Source organism: Streptococcus suis YS161 (assembly GCF_002760245.1).
Taxonomy (GTDB): domain Bacteria; phylum Bacillota; class Bacilli; order Lactobacillales; family Streptococcaceae; genus Streptococcus; species Streptococcus suis_I.
The window spans coordinates 1-14,057 of the sequence record NZ_ASCA01000036.1; the positions used below are offsets into that span (position 1 = coordinate 1).

The window sequence follows — 14,057 nt, forward strand, 5'->3', positions numbered from 1 at the left end:
TACTGTTAAAGGTTGGAGACAAGATTTGCGAAGCAAATCTCAGCAATTCGTGTTTTACACTCCAAATCTGACCATTACGACTGTGGCGAACAAAGTTCGCTCTATTTCCAACCTCCAAAGGTTCCCCGAACCTTTGGAGCTATGCGGGGGTGGGAGTTTAAAAGGTCTGGGAGACCTTTTAAAGTGGGAGATATAAGCTGACGGCAGTCAGCTCACATAAATTGATGTCTGGGGATAGACTGTTTCAGCTCAACAACTTGAAATAAAGACTTGTTGACGAACTCTTCGATGAATGGTCGAGTTCTTTCCCACTCCCATTTAAGTCCTTTTCGCTTTTTCTTCAATGGCTTTTTCTAGGTCAACCAGGACATCAGACATATACATAGTTTTCAATTCTTTCTCCATAGCTGTCTGGACTTGGACGAGTTTGTCGTCCACAGCAGCATGGATATTCCCCCCTACGATACAGTCGGGATGGGGATTTTCATGAAAATTAAACAAGCCTTTCTTATCGATATTGTCAACCGTAACAAAGATGTCATAAAGGCTAATGTCATCAAGTGGCTTTGCTAAACGAAAACCGCCGCTACCCTGCTTAGCGTCTACAATTCCCGCATCCTTCAAACCAGATAGAACCGAGCGAATGATAACAGGATTGGCTTGAATGCTGTTCGCCAAAACCTTGCTGGTAACACGCTGCTGATCTTGAAAGAGATGGATAAAAGCCAAGGCATGAATGGCAATGGTAAATTTATTTGAGATCTGCATAGAACTCTTCTACTCACTGACAAGGCTGATACGTGCTTTGAGATGATTACCTGATGCAATCTCGTCAATCATACCAATAGCATAATCTGCATAGGAAATAACGCTTTCTCCCTTGCTGTTCAAGACCAACTCTTCACCGCCAAGAATATAGCGACCTGTCCGTTCGCCGTCTGCTTGGAAATCACCTGCCGGACTTACATAGGTCCAGTTGACATCATCTACTTGACGAAGGGCCTCAAGTGCTTCCTTGTGAGCATTTAACACAGGCAATACTTCCGCTGGAAACTCTGTCACATCTGCCACAGTCAAGGTATGTTCTGGATTAACATAGAGGCTTGCTGCTCCACCAACCACAAGCAAGCGTGTTTGTGAATCTTTTAGGATAGCCGCCAAATGTTTGGCTGCATCAGGAACCATATGCACAGTGTCTGCTGTCCAGGCACCTACTGCATCCACTACCGCATCAAAACCAATCACATCATCGGCTGTCAGGTCAAAAACATCCTTTTGAAGAACCTGCTGTGCGACTGTCTTATTTTCACTACGAACGATAGCCGTTACTTCAAAACCACGTGCTGCCGCTTCTTTTACAATCAAGCTACCTGCTTTACCGTTCGCTGCTATTACTGCTATTTTCATTTTCTTTTCCTCCGAAATGTTTTTGTTGTAAATTTCTTTATTACAACTTTACGTAGACTAGTATATCCTAACTCCCAAAAGTTGTCAAGGGTTTTGTTACAACTTTTTCCGAAAATTGTTGGTAGGTTCATTTATCGTAGAATATCACTAAGGGCTACACGGAGCTTTTCGCTATTTCGCCCATGCAAGATCACTTCATGACCTTCACTAGCCAGTTTCATAGCTAGGTGTTTGCCGATTCCATCTGTCGATCCTGTGATTAAAATAGTTTTAGGCATTGGTTTCCTCCAAAAAGGCTAGTAAGGCTTCCGAAAAATCCTCTGCATTTTGGAAGATTGAGCCGTGTCCTGCATTTGGATAGATAATCAGTTGGCTATTTTTGATCTTCTCATGCATGGTATAAGAATTTTCTGTTGGAACCTGCATATCCTTATCACCGTTGACTATCAGAGTTGGTTGGGTGATAAAGGTCATGTCATCTTGCGGCTCTCTTCCCCAGCGTTTGATAGCTTTCAGCTGGGTCAAAAATCCTGGAACATTCATGTCCTTGTCTGCATGAGCAGCACTTCTTTGCCCCATACGCCCCAAGACTTTTTCTGTCTCCAAGCGACCTGCTTCATCATGATTGTAGAAAATGTAGCGTTTTGGATCCACACGCTCTAAACCAGCCTTCAGCATGTAGCGGAAGGTTTTTCCAGTTACCTTATCAACTTCAAAACCACCACGAGGACCTGTACCTGCTAAAATCAAGCGGTTGACCAATTGACTATCCAGACGAACGATTTCTTGAGCAATGAAACCGCCCATAGATAGACCCAGCAAATTGATTTTCTCATGACCCAAAGCCTTGATAATGGAAACAGCCTGCTCAGCCATTCCTGGAATAGTTGGAGCCACCTTGCCTTGACTAGCTCCTACGCCAGGAAGGTCTAGGACAATCACATGGTGCTGTTCAGCCAGCAAATCCAGCAATTTTGGATCCCAGTTGTCCAAGGTGGCCGCTAGGTGAACCAGCATGACCAAAGGAAGGTCAGACTTGCCCTTGCTGAGCTCACGATAGGCGATTTTATTGTTTGAAACGGTGATGTATTGGTTTTTGGTTGTTATATATGACATGATTTTTCCTTGTATATTTTATTGTGTTAGTTGAAACTGAGGACGGTTTTTCCGCGTGAACGACCGTTGGCAACCTTATCAAGTGCTGCGTTGACTTCTTCAAATGGATAAACTGTATCGATAGACGGTTTGATTTCGAGCTTGCTGAAAATGTCTGCTACTTCTTGCAGCTGGCGACCATTGCTCTCTACGAAAATGAAATGGTAGTGAACACCGTATTTTTTAGCCATTTTGTCAAATGAACGACCAGCTAGACCAAACAAGATTTGCTTCCATTTTGGCAAATTCATACGTTTGGCAAATTCACCATTTGGCATGGCACAAAGGGAAACCAGCTGTCCACCTTTTTTCATGATTGACATTTGTTTCTCTATTTCTGCACCGCCAAGTGTGTCCAAGACATAGTCAACATTGCTAAGTGTTTTGGTGTAATCTTCTGTCTTGTAATCGATAAACCGGTCTGCACCGAGTTTCAAGACACGGTCACCACTTGCACCGTCACCATTTGTGATAACGGTCAAGCCCTTGGCTTTGGCAATCGGAATAGCCATACCGCCGACACCACCAGTTCCGCCTGAAATGAAGATGTTCTTGCCAGCTTGCGCACCCATGAGGTCGAGGGCCTGCATGATGGTCAAAGCTGTCAAAGGAACAGCAGCCGCTTCTTCATCTGTCAAGTAGGCAGGAACCTTAGCAAGAGCCTGAGCGTCAACCGCTACATACTCAGCAAAAGCACCGATACTATCAAGCGGAAGACGACCAAAGACACGATCACCTGCTGCAAATGTCGTCACGCTTGAGCCTACTTCTTCGACCAAGCCAACCACTTCATTGCCAGCCGTTTGCGGCAATTTGTAAGGGACAATCAATTTCACATCTCCGCGCGAGATCATGTTGTCCAATGGATTAACACCTGCTGCGGTCACTTTGACAAGGACTTGGTTGGCTTGAATAGTTGGTTTAGCAATTTCTGTAAGGTTAAGGGTGATGTTGTTTTTGTTATAAGATGTGTGTTGTGCTACTTTCATGTTCTTCTCTTTTCTATTCTTTGATTTGTTCCTGTATCACTTACAGGTCTATGTTTGAGTTTATAAAATCTGACCGAGGTCAGATTCGGGTTACTTGTGCGGATTGATAGAGATTATCAATCACATTATCTAAGGATTGACGACTAAGTTGATTTTCCAGTTCTTGTTCAACGCTGGAAAAGATGGGAACCATTGCGCCTTCTATATGCTGCCCAACTGGACAAGAAAGATTGGCATTCTGGTGTATCTGAAATAGGCGAATATGCTCCACTTCTTGCGTCGCAAGGTAGATTTCCAATAAGCTAATATCCTTAGGGGACTTGCTCAATTGGTAGCCTGATCGCCCTTGGTGCGAAGTGATTAAGCCTGCATTTTTCAAGAGTGCAATCACCTTACGGATGTAGCTGGCATTGGTGCCAACGCTCTCAGCTAAGGCTTGCGAGCTAAGTATTTCCTTGCTCTCACTGATCATGGTCAGTATATGAAGGGCTACTGAAAACTTTGTATCCATTCGCGCTCCTTTCTGTTCTTGTATCGATTACAAGAACAAGTTTACCATAAGCTAGACTTCTTGGCAAGGATTTGGCTCAAAAGATAAAGAGGCTGGGCAAAAAGCCCAGGACCACTACTCAGAGTTCGTGTCAACATCTCAGCGCAGTGGTTGATTGGGTTTAACAGTCCAGTGGACTGTTAAAGGTTGGAGATAGGATTTGCGAAGCAAATCTCAGCAATTCGTGTTTTGCACTCCAAATCTGACCATTACGACTGTTGCGAACAAAGTTCGCTCTATTTCCAACCTCAAACTGTCTCCCAGACAGTTTGAGCTGTGCGGGGGTGGGAGTGAAACAGTCTGGGGATAGACTGTTTCAGCTCAACAACTGGAAATAAGGACTTGTTGACGAACTCTTTTTATCTTGGTCGAGTTCTTTCCCACTCCCCCTGATACTCAATGAAAATCAAAAGTAGCCTAGGAAACGAAGGCGAAGATTGAACAGGAGTTCTTCAAGGCAAGTTGACTACGGATCATTTTGATTTTAGAAGAGTATGAGTTTCAACTATTTTTCTGTCACTACTTACCTAAGAGTCTCACTATATTTCATCTGGCTCTTGTCCGTCATGGGGCAACCATTTGCAGTCGCTCAATTCCATATTGGTAAAGCGAGCTGTAAAACTGGAGTTTTCTGGTGAACAGGCATATAGCCCAAAAGCTATTTTCCCCGCCCCTTGATGAAAATGGCAAACCCTCATTTGTTTAAAATGGATACCGTCTTCGGAATTTTCAAAACAGTAATCAGCTCCCCTGCGACTGAGCCTAAACCACATGGATTTGACTTGTGAACTGATTTCAGTAGTTGCCCAGTCAGAAAATCCGTGATTGGTCACCACACTTCCCAAGTGTTGGAAGTCCTCATTTTCATACTCTATCGAACACTTGAGCCAATTCTCCGAATCCTGATAAAGGACAATTCCACACTGGTCAAATCGAGTATGACTACCCGCAAAATCCGTCTTCACAGTAAAGGAAAAATAGTCCTCCTCCGTTTCCATCTGTAAGACAGGAGCATTGTCATTCACAAAATGGTAATAGGTCTTCTGCCACAAATCCGTCTTGGGTTCTGTAGTAATAGTAATTTCTTCATCTGAAATAGTGAATTGTCTCGGTGGACGGGTCCACACTAAATCCTTGACTGTAAATTCTTTCATTATGAACCTTTCCGTATCTTATCTTCCTGATAGGCTGCACGGGCTCCGCCGATTAGTTTTGGTCGGCTGGCGAGAGCGGTGACATGGGCCTGACCAATCTCACGCAAACTTGGTCTGAGTGGCACTTGGACGTGCTTGATGTGCATGCCGATAGCTGTGTCGCCAATATCTACACCAGCCTGAGCGGTGATAAACTCGACTTCCACCGGGTCCTTCATATACTTGAAGGCCGCCAACTGACCTGAGCCACCTGCATGAAGGGTGGGCAAGACATTGACTATTTCCAAATCCTTTTGAACTGCCAATTCTCGCTCTACCACTAGGGCACGATTGAGGTGTTCGCAGCCTTGGACAGCTAGATAGATACCTTTTGGCTCCAGGATTTCCAAGATGGTTTCAACAACCACCTCACCGACTTCCAGACTGGAATTTTTCCCGATATGCCCACCAATGACTTCACTAGAGGACAATCCAAGGACAAAAATCTGTCCCTTTTGAAGATTACTGAGTTCTAGGACTTCTTGCACAACTTGCTGGGTTTGAACTTTAATTTTATCGAGTAACATAGTCAATAGCTCCACTTTTCTCTACTAATTTGACCAAGGCAAATCCCAAGCCCATCCCAACAAAATTCTGCATGCTATTGCTTAGAACGCTTTCAATGGCTTTGAGGTCATTAAAATAAAGTCGAGAAGCTAGATAATAACCTCCAACCATAGAGAGCGTCGCCAAGACTAAACCGAGAATCCGTTTCTTGCCTGTCCAACCCGCAAAGTAACCTTGAGCCCCGTGGAAGACTAGACTAAAGAATGCCCACTGGGGATAGCCCAGCAAGAAGTCAATCAATAGCCCTGCCAAACCGCCGACAATCGCTCCCTCTTTCTTGCCCAAGTAAAAAGCCGTAAAGAAGACACCCACATCCAACAAAGTAACAAATCCCGTCGGTGTTGGCACATGAATAAAGGCCAAAACCAAACTCAAGGCTGTTAAGATAGCTAATAATACTAATTCCTGTGTTTTCTTATTTCTCATATTGAATCACCCCATAATCATCTGATTTTTCAATCGCTGCATGGACAAAGTCCTTGGACAGTCTGACCGCCTCCAAAGGCTCTTTACCCAGCAAGAGCTGACTGGCAATGCTGGACGCAAAGGTACAGCCCGCCCCCACATTGTTTTCTGTAAGCAGAGGCGACTGGAGCACCACCACTTCCTGACCGTCGTAGAAAACATCGACCGCCTCTGAGCCACCCAGGCGATTGCCACCCTTGATAACCACTGATTTAGCTCCCAAGTCATACAAGGCCACTGCCGCCTGCTTCATCTCCTCCACCGTTTTGATGTCTTTTTGGAGCAATAGCTGAGCTTCTGCCAGATTTGGCGTAATGATGCTGATATAAGGAAGGAACTTCAAGAGTTCATCTCGCAGCTGGCTGACCTCGGTATCATGCGTTTCCTTGCAGACCAAGACTGGATCCAAGACCACAGGAATCTCCTGGTGAGCCTTGACAAACGCCAAAGCCTGCTCTGCTATTTCCACCGTGGGAAGCAAGCCAATCTTAATCGCAGAAAAGGGGACATCCTTCAAACTAGCCAGCTGCTGGGCAAACACCGACGCATCTGTCGGAATGACCTCAAAACCTTTTTCCGTCATAGCTGTCAAGCAGGTCACCGCCACAAACCCATGCAGCTTGTGGACAGCGTAGGTCGTCAGATCCGCATGGAGACCGCCACCGCTGAAAATATCGTTGCCCGAAAGCGCCAAAATATACTTAGTCTTCATAAATAATCTCCTTTAGATAGAGGCCGTTGCCTGCCGCAGTTGGACCTGCCAAACCACGATCCTTTTCTGCTAAAATCCGCTTGATCTGTCCCACAGGCATGCGACCATTGCCAATTTTCAAGAGGGTCCCGACCATATTCCGCACCTGCTTGTACAAAAAACCATTGCCTGAAAAGGTAAAAATCAAGAACTGCCGCCGCTGGTCGTATTCCATGCTTGCCGCCGTAATGGTCCGTACCTTGTCCTCCACCGAGGTCCCTGAAGCCGTAAAACCTGTAAAGTCGTGAGTCCCCACCAAGTCTTGAATGGCTTCTTCTATCAAGCTCAAGTCCAAATCATAGGGATAAAAGGTAGCATAGTGGCGCATCATGGGATTCTTGGGGCGCCCAATATCCACCAGAAATTCATAGGTCTTGCTGTGCTTGGCATAGCGGCAATGAAAATCATCTGCTACCTGCTCCACACTGACCACATCAATATCCTCAGGGGTTTGGGTATCCAGGGCAAAGCGGAGCTTCTCAGCATCTCGACTGCCAGCCAAGTCAAAGTGAATCACCTGACCATAGGCGTGCACTCCTGCGTCTGTCCGACCTGCACCATGCACTGTCACTGGCTGGCCACTGTTTAGTCTTACTAGTGTTTTTTCGATTTCTTCCTGAACTGTACGGGCATGGGGCTGGCGTTGGAAACCAGAAAAGTCATGTCCGTCGTAGGAAATAATTGCCTTATATCGTGTCATGTTCTGATTGTAGCACAAGCAAACTTAGAAAAACAAGCCTATAAAACAACAACTGTACTAGCACAGACAGACCCCTTCTAAGTTTGACAGCTTTCATAAAAAGGATTATAATGAAGAAAAGTAAATTAGAATTATTCTTGAAAAGAACAGGAGGCACGAATGGAACTACACTCTCACCTTAACGCAGAAAACCAAACTGCCTTTGAGCATGTTATTCAACACTTAAAGGAAAAAGGGGTTCGCATTACAGAAACACGTAAGGCTGTTGTAGCCTATATCATTGATAGCGACGATCATCCAAGTGCTGAAATGATATACAAAGACCTCCTGCCCAACTATCCTAACATGAGTTTGGCAACTGTCTATAACAACCTCAAAGTGCTCTTAGAAGAAGGATTTGTCACTGAACTCAAGCGTACCAATGACACGACAACCTATTATGATTTCATGGGCCACGAACATCTCAATGTCATCTGTGAAAAATGCGGGAAAATAACGGACTTCATGGACGTCGAAATCCCTAGCCTCAAATGCGAAGCCCATGAACAAACAGGCTATAAGATTACCAAGGAAGTCTTGTCTGTGTATGGTATCTGCCCCGACTGTCAACTCAATAGCTAGAAAGCAGCCACTGGTTGCTTTTTTTCTTTTCTCTTTGAATTGTCTGACAAATCTTATTTATAATTATTCTAAAAAACTCTTGATTTTCTATTTAGAACTGTTATAATTAACTTATCGAAACGATAATGATTATAAATAAGGAACTAACTATGACTCTTGTAAACAACCTAAAAAACCATCTTCACATCGTAACAACCAGCCTCTGTCTGTTGTTGATCCTCATCGGGATTTTCTTACTTCAAACTAATCAGGGAGCCACACCCATCCTCTTCATTCTAGCCTTTGTCATCGGTGGCTACCAGTCTGCCAAGGAAGGTCTGACTGAGCTGATTTTCGACAAGCACCTGTCTGTCGACCTGCTCATGATTTTGGCTGCTATCGGTTCGGGTCTCATCGGCTACTGGATGGAAGGAGCCCTGCTCATCTTCATCTTCTCCCTTTCTTCTACTCTGGAAGAATTGGCCATGGAGAAAAGCAAGAATGCCATCGCAGCTCTGATGAACATGACGCCTCCAACGGCTCGTAAAATTGAGGAAAGCGGTGATATAACTGTTTTGGATACGACCGACATTCGCATCGGCGACCTCCTGCAAGTTCGCAAGGGCGACACGGTCCCACTGGATGCAACCCTCATCAGCCCACAATCTATCTTTGACGAATCCATGATTACTGGCGAGCCGCTTCCTGCGGAAAAAGCAGCTGGTGCAGCTGTTATCGGCGGTACTATCAACCAAGGACCAACTGTGACCGTACAAGTTACAGCTGAAAAAGGCGACGCCCTCTTTGATAAAATCGTCCAAATGGTTGAAAATGCCCAAGAATCCAAGTCAAAAACAGCGACTTTCATCGAAAACATGGAAGATACCTATGTCAAGGTTGTTTTGGTGGTGGTGCCGCTCTTTATCCTCTTTGCTCATTTTGCTCTGGGTTGGGACTGGTTGACTGCCTTCTACCGTGGCATGATTCTCTTGACCATTGCTTCTCCTTGTGCACTTGTAGCCTCTTCTTCACCAGCGACACTTTCTGCAATCAGCCGTGCGGCACGCAAGGGCATGATTATCAAGGGAGGCGATATTGCGGACAAGATCGCCAATTTAGAGGCTATCGTCTTTGATAAGACCGGTACCCTAACCATTGGTAAACCGGAAGTTGTAGGAGCGACCTATCTTGGCGATGAAAAACTTATCAAGCAGGTTGTTCAGGCAGTTGAAAAACAATCGAGTCACCCAATCGCTCAAGCTCTCATGACCTATACGGCTGACAGCTCTGCTATTACCCTCCAAAGCCTAGAAGACGTGACCGGAAAAGGCTTGGTGGCGGGCTATGAGGGCGACAGCTGGAAAATCGGTAAGGCGGGCTTTGTGGTGGATAGTTTGGTGAGTCCCTTGTCTGCTGACTTGCTGGCACAGATCGATGAGGCGGAAAGCACTGGGAAAACCCTGGTCTATGTCAGTCAAAACGATCTGCTGGTGGCGATCTTTATGGTGGAAGACAGTTTGAAGCCAGAGAGCAAGCAGCTGATTGCCCAGTTGAAAGAAATGGGCGTGACGCCAATTCTCCTGACGGGTGACCAAGAAAAGACTGCTCGTTATGTGGCCAGTCAGGTCGGTATTGACCGTGTGATTGCCAACTGTCTGCCGACGGATAAGGCTGCTGTTATCCAAGAACTGCAAACCGAGTTTGCGTCTGTCGGTATGGTGGGCGACGGTATCAACGATGCTCCCGCCCTTGCCCAAGCTAATGTCAGCTATGCTATGGGAAGCGGAACGGATATCGCTATGGAGTCTGCCGACATCGTGCTCATGGAAGACCTGACACGGATTCCTTACTCCATTCGCCTGTCTAAGAAAATGCGGGGTATCATCAAGCAGAACATCATCTTTGCCCTGTCTGTCATTGCCCTTCTTATCATCTCTAACCTCTTCCAGTCTATCAACCTACCGCTCGGTGTGGTGGGCCACGAAGGATCAACGATTTTGGTGATTTTGAATGGGTTGAGACTCTTGTATTTTAAATAGCTTCAAACCGCCAGTTGCTTGGCGGTTTTCTTGTTATTCTTAAAAAAACGCTTGCATTTCGAAAATTATTGTTTTATAATAATTTCGAAGATAATATTATCATAAAACAATAATAATTGGAGGTTTGCTATGAAAACGAATCTACTCAAAACAGCAGGTCTGTTAGCTGGCTGTGTTCGCTTTTTCTTCTATTTTTTGATTGCTCTCTATGCCTTCTCTACATTGGCAGGTTTTAGCGGGGATTCTTTTGTAACACGTTCTTGGGAATACACTTTTAACAAACCCATTGACCAGATTGGTGTCTGGCTCATCCTTTTAACAAGTGGATTAATCTTAATTGTCTTAGCGGCTCTCAGTCACATTGCCCACTTGCTTCAAAAGTTATGTAAATTGCTTTTGGAAGAAGATTATTTCGCTTCAGCTAGTCTGGAACTGTATCAAAAACTCTTCATCAGCTTGCTGGTCCTGACTGCTGGTCAATTTTGCCTAACCACTTTGTTTTTCCTGACACATGCTACTAATCCAAACACCTTCCTCAATCTTCGCTGGTCAGACTTTATCCTCAATGCCCTCTTCCTCTTCGCAACTTATTTTGTCTGGACCTTAGTACAAAAGGGGCAACAACTTGAAACCGAGAACAGCGAGTTTATCTGATATGGAAATGATTCGCGTAAACCTAGACAAGGTCCTCAAAGATCGACAAATGACTTCCAAGGACTTGGCGGAGCAAGTCGGCATTACCGAAGCCAACCTGTCCATTCTCAAGACAGGCAAGGCAAAAGGCATTCGTTTTAATACCTTGATGAGCATCTGCCGCATCCTAGACTGCCAACCAGGAGATATTTTGGAATATGTGAGGGAGGGGGAATAGCATGAACAAAAAGATATTTTTCAACATCGTCATACAGTTGCTAACGTTTATTCGTTATGGATTGATTGCCTTAACGGGACTGATAATGTTGGCACTTCTTATTCTACTTATAGGCGGGAAACCTATTCAAAATAGTCTACGATTAGATGTCCCCTTGCCTATCATTGTTATTATTCTAATCATAAGTATCCTATTAGTAGCCTGCTTTATCTACATGGCCACCATACTCAAAAAATTGCTCATCAACTTTCAAACAGGAACTATTTTCTCAACTGAAAATGTAGTCTATACAAAGATAATTTTAGGAACCTTAATCGTATGGACGAGCATACAATTTGCAAGTGCTTTTTTCCTATCTTACCTAGATTTAAAGAATGTAAGTGATTTATATGATTTTTCACTTAGTGACTACTTCATAAATGGTGTGCTGATTATTATTGCACTACTAGCAAAGATGGTGTTGGAAAAAGGTGTGCTTTTACAAGCTGAAAATGATGAAATTATATAAAGGAGCCCATGATGAAAAAGTATATTTCCCTCATTGCACTCTGCATGATGATACCTTGCTTAAGTGCTTGTCACTCTGTCACTTCAGAAGTTAATAAAGAAATACAAAATGAGCTAACAGCAGCGTCCATTGAAACAGAAAAAGCTCTAAAAACAGATGAACGTCTGGCTAAGATTGATAACTTTCAGCAAATTGTTGAAATCACGACATCCAAAGGAGAATTCTCTCTTGAATCTCCTTTCTCTGGCAAAATCTATTTAATGGCAACAAAAGAAAATCTCGAGAAACTCTCAAAAGAAGAGTTTACTCTGAATGAAAAGAGCTTCTCAACTATCGATGCTGGTAGTAGCAGCGATTTTAATATCCGCTACAAACATCAAACTTACTTCACTATTCAAAGCTTGTCCGTGCAAGATCTGGAGGATTTCGAATACACCAAATCCTCTTCCACTTCTGCTATTCTTGTCTTCTATCCAGACTAGCAAAAATTCCTCGATTCAAAAGAACCGAGGAATTTTTTTAATACGTCGCCAAGCGTTTTTCCAACCTGAGCTGACCGAAGGCGTAGAGAGTGCAGATGGCCCAATATATCAAGGCCACACAGATATAAACTGTCATGTAGTCCGACTTGGCTCCTCCGACTATTTTTGCCTTATTGAAAATCTCTGGTACAGTAATCATAGCGGTCAAGGACGTACTTTTCACCATATCTAAAAGAACATTGCTCAGCGGTGGAAGGGCAATCCGAAAGGCTTGGGGAATGATGATTTTTCTGTAAATCACATTGGTCCGCAAGCCCAGGGAACGCGCTGCCTCCCATTGTCCCTTATCAATGGCCGAAAGAGATGCACGAATAATTTCAGAAATGTAGGCACTGGACATGGAGGTAAAGGCGATGATAGAGGCTGTTATGGCATCTAACTGCAAACCCATAAAAGGCAGACCAAAATAGATGAAAAATAGAAGGACCATGAGGGGAATGCCACGCATGAGAGAAATATGGGCCATAGCCAACCAACGCAAGGGTCCAAACTTAGACATCCGCATGAGGGCTACAAAAAATCCACAGAAAGTCCCCAAGGCAAAACCAATTAGGGATAGGGACAGAGTGTAGGGAAGTCCCTCCAAAATCTGTGGAATGGCCTCTCTTGCTATATCTGCATTAAAAACTGCCTGCCAGTTAATATCCATATCTTCTCCTCTTTCCTAAAAACCAGATAGACCTTGCCAGTCTGGGACTGACAAAGTCTATACAAGATGCATTTAATTTGTTACGAGGTCTTATTCAACTTCGATAACTGGCAATTGGTCTGCATTTTCAACAGGGACTGTCAAGTCTTGTCCTGCGTAGTATTTTTCAGAAATTGCCTTCAAAGTTCCGTCAGCTTTCATTGCTTCAAGAGCTTCGTCAATTTTTTCTTTCAAGCTTGTGTCAGCCTTGCTCATGACAATACCTTGTTCAGTTGGATTGTATTTTGCATCACCCATTTTTACCTTGATATCTGGGAAGTTAGCATTTGCCCATTTGATGGCCATGACTTGTGTGTAGTAGTCGTTTGGAATGAAGTCTGTACGACCTGTTGATACGTCACGCAAATAGACATCGTTGGTTACGTTGTCATAGATAACTGGCTCTGCTCCTTGTTTTTCAGCAATTTTCATGTACTGAGTACCTGCACCACCACCAGCTTTTTTACCAGTCCAGTCGCTCAAGTCAGCTGCTTCGATTCCTGATGAACCGTCTTCACGGACGATATAACCACCCACTGAGTATTTGTAAGGGATAGAGAAGTTGTACTTTTCCTTACGTGCTTCTGTCATGTCAAAGTTGTTAACAGAAATATCGACCTTACCACTATCAACAGCTGTAAAGGCTTCTGCCACACCGATTTCTTGGTATTCAATTTCCAGTTTCAAACGCTTACCAATTTCATTGATCATGTCAATTTCATAACCGACCAATTCTTTGGCATCGTTGTAGTAAGAAGTTGGGAAGAGGGTTCCTGGTGTTGCAACCTTCAAGACACCTGCTTCTTGTACTTTTTCCCATTGAGTCTGTTCAGCAGAAGAACTGCTAGTATTCGAACTTGAGCTAGAACATGCTGCCAAGGTCAAAGTAGAAACCAAGAGAGCTGAGGCCAAAACTTTTTTCAACATAAAACAATCTCCTTTGGAAGCTATAACTTCCTTTTTAATTTTTCGGTGTTAACCCACCAACTTTTACAGGTTAACATTTTGAAAACGTTTTGGCAAATAATTGAA

Annotated in this window: 18 protein-coding genes and 2 pseudogenes; 7 read left to right on the plus strand and 13 right to left on the minus strand. The window is 44.0% G+C overall.

The window, feature by feature from the left end; genetic code table 11:
- Positions 1-196: pseudogene (locus SST111_RS12270) on the plus strand (hypothetical protein); the annotation flags it as partial.
- Between the two features lie 122 nt (positions 197-318).
- Here the strand turns inward: SST111_RS12270 and SST111_RS05045 are convergent.
- The 11 genes and pseudogenes from SST111_RS05045 to truA all read right to left on the minus strand — a co-directional run bounded on the left by SST111_RS05045 (position 319) and on the right by truA (position 7,777).
- Positions 319-768 (minus strand): Rrf2 family transcriptional regulator, encoded by a 450-nt coding sequence (locus tag SST111_RS05045; protein ID WP_014637462.1) that lies wholly within the window; start codon positions 766-768, stop codon positions 319-321.
- A gap of 9 nt (positions 769-777) precedes the next feature.
- The gene (locus tag SST111_RS05050) at positions 778-1,407 is read right to left on the minus strand and encodes an NAD(P)-dependent oxidoreductase (protein ID WP_099810245.1); all 630 of its coding nucleotides are present in this window, start codon (positions 1,405-1,407) and stop codon (positions 778-780) included.
- 140 nt (positions 1,408-1,547) lie between these two features.
- Positions 1,548-1,685, minus strand: a pseudogene (locus tag SST111_RS05055) (SDR family NAD(P)-dependent oxidoreductase); the annotation flags it as partial.
- Complete coding sequence (locus SST111_RS05060) at positions 1,678-2,523, minus strand: alpha/beta fold hydrolase (RefSeq protein ID WP_099810246.1); 846 nt, start codon at positions 2,521-2,523, stop codon at positions 1,678-1,680. The gene SST111_RS05060 and the pseudogene SST111_RS05055, both read right to left, overlap by 8 nt.
- Positions 2,524-2,549: 26 nt before the next feature.
- The gene (locus tag SST111_RS05065; protein ID WP_099810247.1) at positions 2,550-3,551 is read right to left on the minus strand and encodes an NADP-dependent oxidoreductase; all 1,002 of its coding nucleotides are present in this window, start codon (positions 3,549-3,551) and stop codon (positions 2,550-2,552) included.
- 79 nt (positions 3,552-3,630) lie between these two features.
- Positions 3,631-4,062: an Rrf2 family transcriptional regulator gene (locus SST111_RS05070; protein WP_099810248.1), complete on the minus strand. Its 432-nt coding sequence runs from the start codon at positions 4,060-4,062 to the stop codon at positions 3,631-3,633.
- Between the two features lie 578 nt (positions 4,063-4,640).
- Entirely contained in the window at positions 4,641-5,255 is a 615-nt protein-coding gene (locus SST111_RS05075; RefSeq protein ID WP_099810249.1) for a DUF1349 domain-containing protein, read from the minus strand.
- Entirely contained in the window at positions 5,255-5,821 is a 567-nt protein-coding gene (locus SST111_RS05080; protein ID WP_044773146.1) for a TIGR01440 family protein, read from the minus strand. Before SST111_RS05080 ends, SST111_RS05075 begins: the two co-directional genes overlap by 1 nt.
- Positions 5,808-6,287, minus strand: a complete 480-nt coding sequence (locus SST111_RS05085) for an ECF transporter S component (RefSeq protein WP_099810250.1) — start codon at positions 6,285-6,287, stop codon at positions 5,808-5,810. The genes SST111_RS05080 and SST111_RS05085 overlap by 14 nt, the downstream gene beginning before the upstream one ends.
- Positions 6,277-7,038 carry a bifunctional hydroxymethylpyrimidine kinase/phosphomethylpyrimidine kinase gene (locus SST111_RS05090; RefSeq protein WP_099810251.1) on the minus strand — a complete coding sequence of 254 codons (762 nt, stop codon included), beginning with the start codon at positions 7,036-7,038 and terminating at the stop codon, positions 6,277-6,279. The genes SST111_RS05085 and SST111_RS05090 overlap by 11 nt, the downstream gene beginning before the upstream one ends.
- The gene (gene truA / locus SST111_RS05095) at positions 7,028-7,777 is read right to left on the minus strand and encodes a tRNA pseudouridine(38-40) synthase TruA (protein ID WP_024386000.1); all 750 of its coding nucleotides are present in this window, start codon (positions 7,775-7,777) and stop codon (positions 7,028-7,030) included. Before truA ends, SST111_RS05090 begins: the two co-directional genes overlap by 11 nt.
- Before the next feature lie 159 nt (positions 7,778-7,936).
- Here truA and perR point away from each other — a divergent pair, with 159 nt between their 5' ends.
- The 6 genes from perR (at position 7,937) to SST111_RS05125 (ending at position 12,277) form a co-directional block, all read left to right on the plus strand.
- Positions 7,937-8,398 carry a peroxide-responsive transcriptional repressor PerR gene (gene perR, locus SST111_RS05100; protein ID WP_099810252.1) on the plus strand — a complete coding sequence of 154 codons (462 nt, stop codon included), beginning with the start codon at positions 7,937-7,939 and terminating at the stop codon, positions 8,396-8,398.
- A 149-nt stretch (positions 8,399-8,547) separates the two neighbouring features.
- Entirely contained in the window at positions 8,548-10,416 is a 1,869-nt protein-coding gene (locus SST111_RS05105; protein WP_099810253.1) for a heavy metal translocating P-type ATPase, read from the plus strand.
- A gap of 129 nt (positions 10,417-10,545) precedes the next feature.
- The gene (locus tag SST111_RS05110; protein WP_099810254.1) at positions 10,546-11,070 is read left to right on the plus strand and encodes a hypothetical protein; all 525 of its coding nucleotides are present in this window, start codon (positions 10,546-10,548) and stop codon (positions 11,068-11,070) included.
- A gap of 1 nt (position 11,071) precedes the next feature.
- Positions 11,072-11,287 carry a helix-turn-helix domain-containing protein gene (locus SST111_RS05115; RefSeq protein WP_002943099.1) on the plus strand — a complete coding sequence of 72 codons (216 nt, stop codon included), beginning with the start codon at positions 11,072-11,074 and terminating at the stop codon, positions 11,285-11,287.
- 1 nt (position 11,288) lies between these two features.
- Positions 11,289-11,795: a DUF2975 domain-containing protein gene (locus tag SST111_RS05120; RefSeq protein WP_002943097.1), complete on the plus strand. Its 507-nt coding sequence runs from the start codon at positions 11,289-11,291 to the stop codon at positions 11,793-11,795.
- Between the two features lie 11 nt (positions 11,796-11,806).
- Positions 11,807-12,277 carry a hypothetical protein gene (locus tag SST111_RS05125; RefSeq protein WP_024418863.1) on the plus strand — a complete coding sequence of 157 codons (471 nt, stop codon included), beginning with the start codon at positions 11,807-11,809 and terminating at the stop codon, positions 12,275-12,277.
- Between the two features lie 37 nt (positions 12,278-12,314).
- Here SST111_RS05125 and SST111_RS05130 read toward each other — a convergent pair whose 3' ends face one another.
- The gene (locus tag SST111_RS05130; protein WP_024375949.1) at positions 12,315-12,986 is read right to left on the minus strand and encodes an amino acid ABC transporter permease; all 672 of its coding nucleotides are present in this window, start codon (positions 12,984-12,986) and stop codon (positions 12,315-12,317) included.
- Positions 12,987-13,076: 90 nt separating this feature from the next.
- Positions 13,077-13,952, minus strand: coding sequence for a transporter substrate-binding domain-containing protein (locus SST111_RS05135; protein ID WP_002937498.1), 876 nt, complete (start codon positions 13,950-13,952; stop codon positions 13,077-13,079).
- Positions 13,953-14,057 lie beyond the last annotated feature (105 nt).

Coding starts and splice junctions, on each gene's coding strand:
- SST111_RS05045 (WP_014637462.1), bottom strand. CDS start 768: ATGCAGATCTCAAATAAATTTACCATTGCCATTCATGCCTTGGCTTTT.
- SST111_RS05050 (WP_099810245.1), bottom strand. CDS start 1,407: ATGAAAATAGCAGTAATAGCAGCGAACGGTAAAGCAGGTAGCTTGATT.
- SST111_RS05060 (WP_099810246.1), bottom strand. CDS start 2,523: ATGTCATATATAACAACCAAAAACCAATACATCACCGTTTCAAACAAT.
- SST111_RS05065 (WP_099810247.1), bottom strand. CDS start 3,551: ATGAAAGTAGCACAACACACATCTTATAACAAAAACAACATCACCCTT.
- SST111_RS05070 (WP_099810248.1), bottom strand. CDS start 4,062: ATGGATACAAAGTTTTCAGTAGCCCTTCATATACTGACCATGATCAGT.
- SST111_RS05075 (WP_099810249.1), bottom strand. CDS start 5,255: ATGAAAGAATTTACAGTCAAGGATTTAGTGTGGACCCGTCCACCGAGA.
- SST111_RS05080 (WP_044773146.1), bottom strand. CDS start 5,821: ATGTTACTCGATAAAATTAAAGTTCAAACCCAGCAAGTTGTGCAAGAA.
- SST111_RS05085 (WP_099810250.1), bottom strand. CDS start 6,287: ATGAGAAATAAGAAAACACAGGAATTAGTATTATTAGCTATCTTAACA.
- SST111_RS05090 (WP_099810251.1), bottom strand. CDS start 7,038: ATGAAGACTAAGTATATTTTGGCGCTTTCGGGCAACGATATTTTCAGC.
- truA (WP_024386000.1), bottom strand. CDS start 7,777: ATGACACGATATAAGGCAATTATTTCCTACGACGGACATGACTTTTCT.
- perR (WP_099810252.1), top strand. CDS start 7,937: ATGGAACTACACTCTCACCTTAACGCAGAAAACCAAACTGCCTTTGAG.
- SST111_RS05105 (WP_099810253.1), top strand. CDS start 8,548: ATGACTCTTGTAAACAACCTAAAAAACCATCTTCACATCGTAACAACC.
- SST111_RS05110 (WP_099810254.1), top strand. CDS start 10,546: ATGAAAACGAATCTACTCAAAACAGCAGGTCTGTTAGCTGGCTGTGTT.
- SST111_RS05115 (WP_002943099.1), top strand. CDS start 11,072: ATGGAAATGATTCGCGTAAACCTAGACAAGGTCCTCAAAGATCGACAA.
- SST111_RS05120 (WP_002943097.1), top strand. CDS start 11,289: ATGAACAAAAAGATATTTTTCAACATCGTCATACAGTTGCTAACGTTT.
- SST111_RS05125 (WP_024418863.1), top strand. CDS start 11,807: ATGAAAAAGTATATTTCCCTCATTGCACTCTGCATGATGATACCTTGC.
- SST111_RS05130 (WP_024375949.1), bottom strand. CDS start 12,986: ATGGATATTAACTGGCAGGCAGTTTTTAATGCAGATATAGCAAGAGAG.
- SST111_RS05135 (WP_002937498.1), bottom strand. CDS start 13,952: ATGTTGAAAAAAGTTTTGGCCTCAGCTCTCTTGGTTTCTACTTTGACC.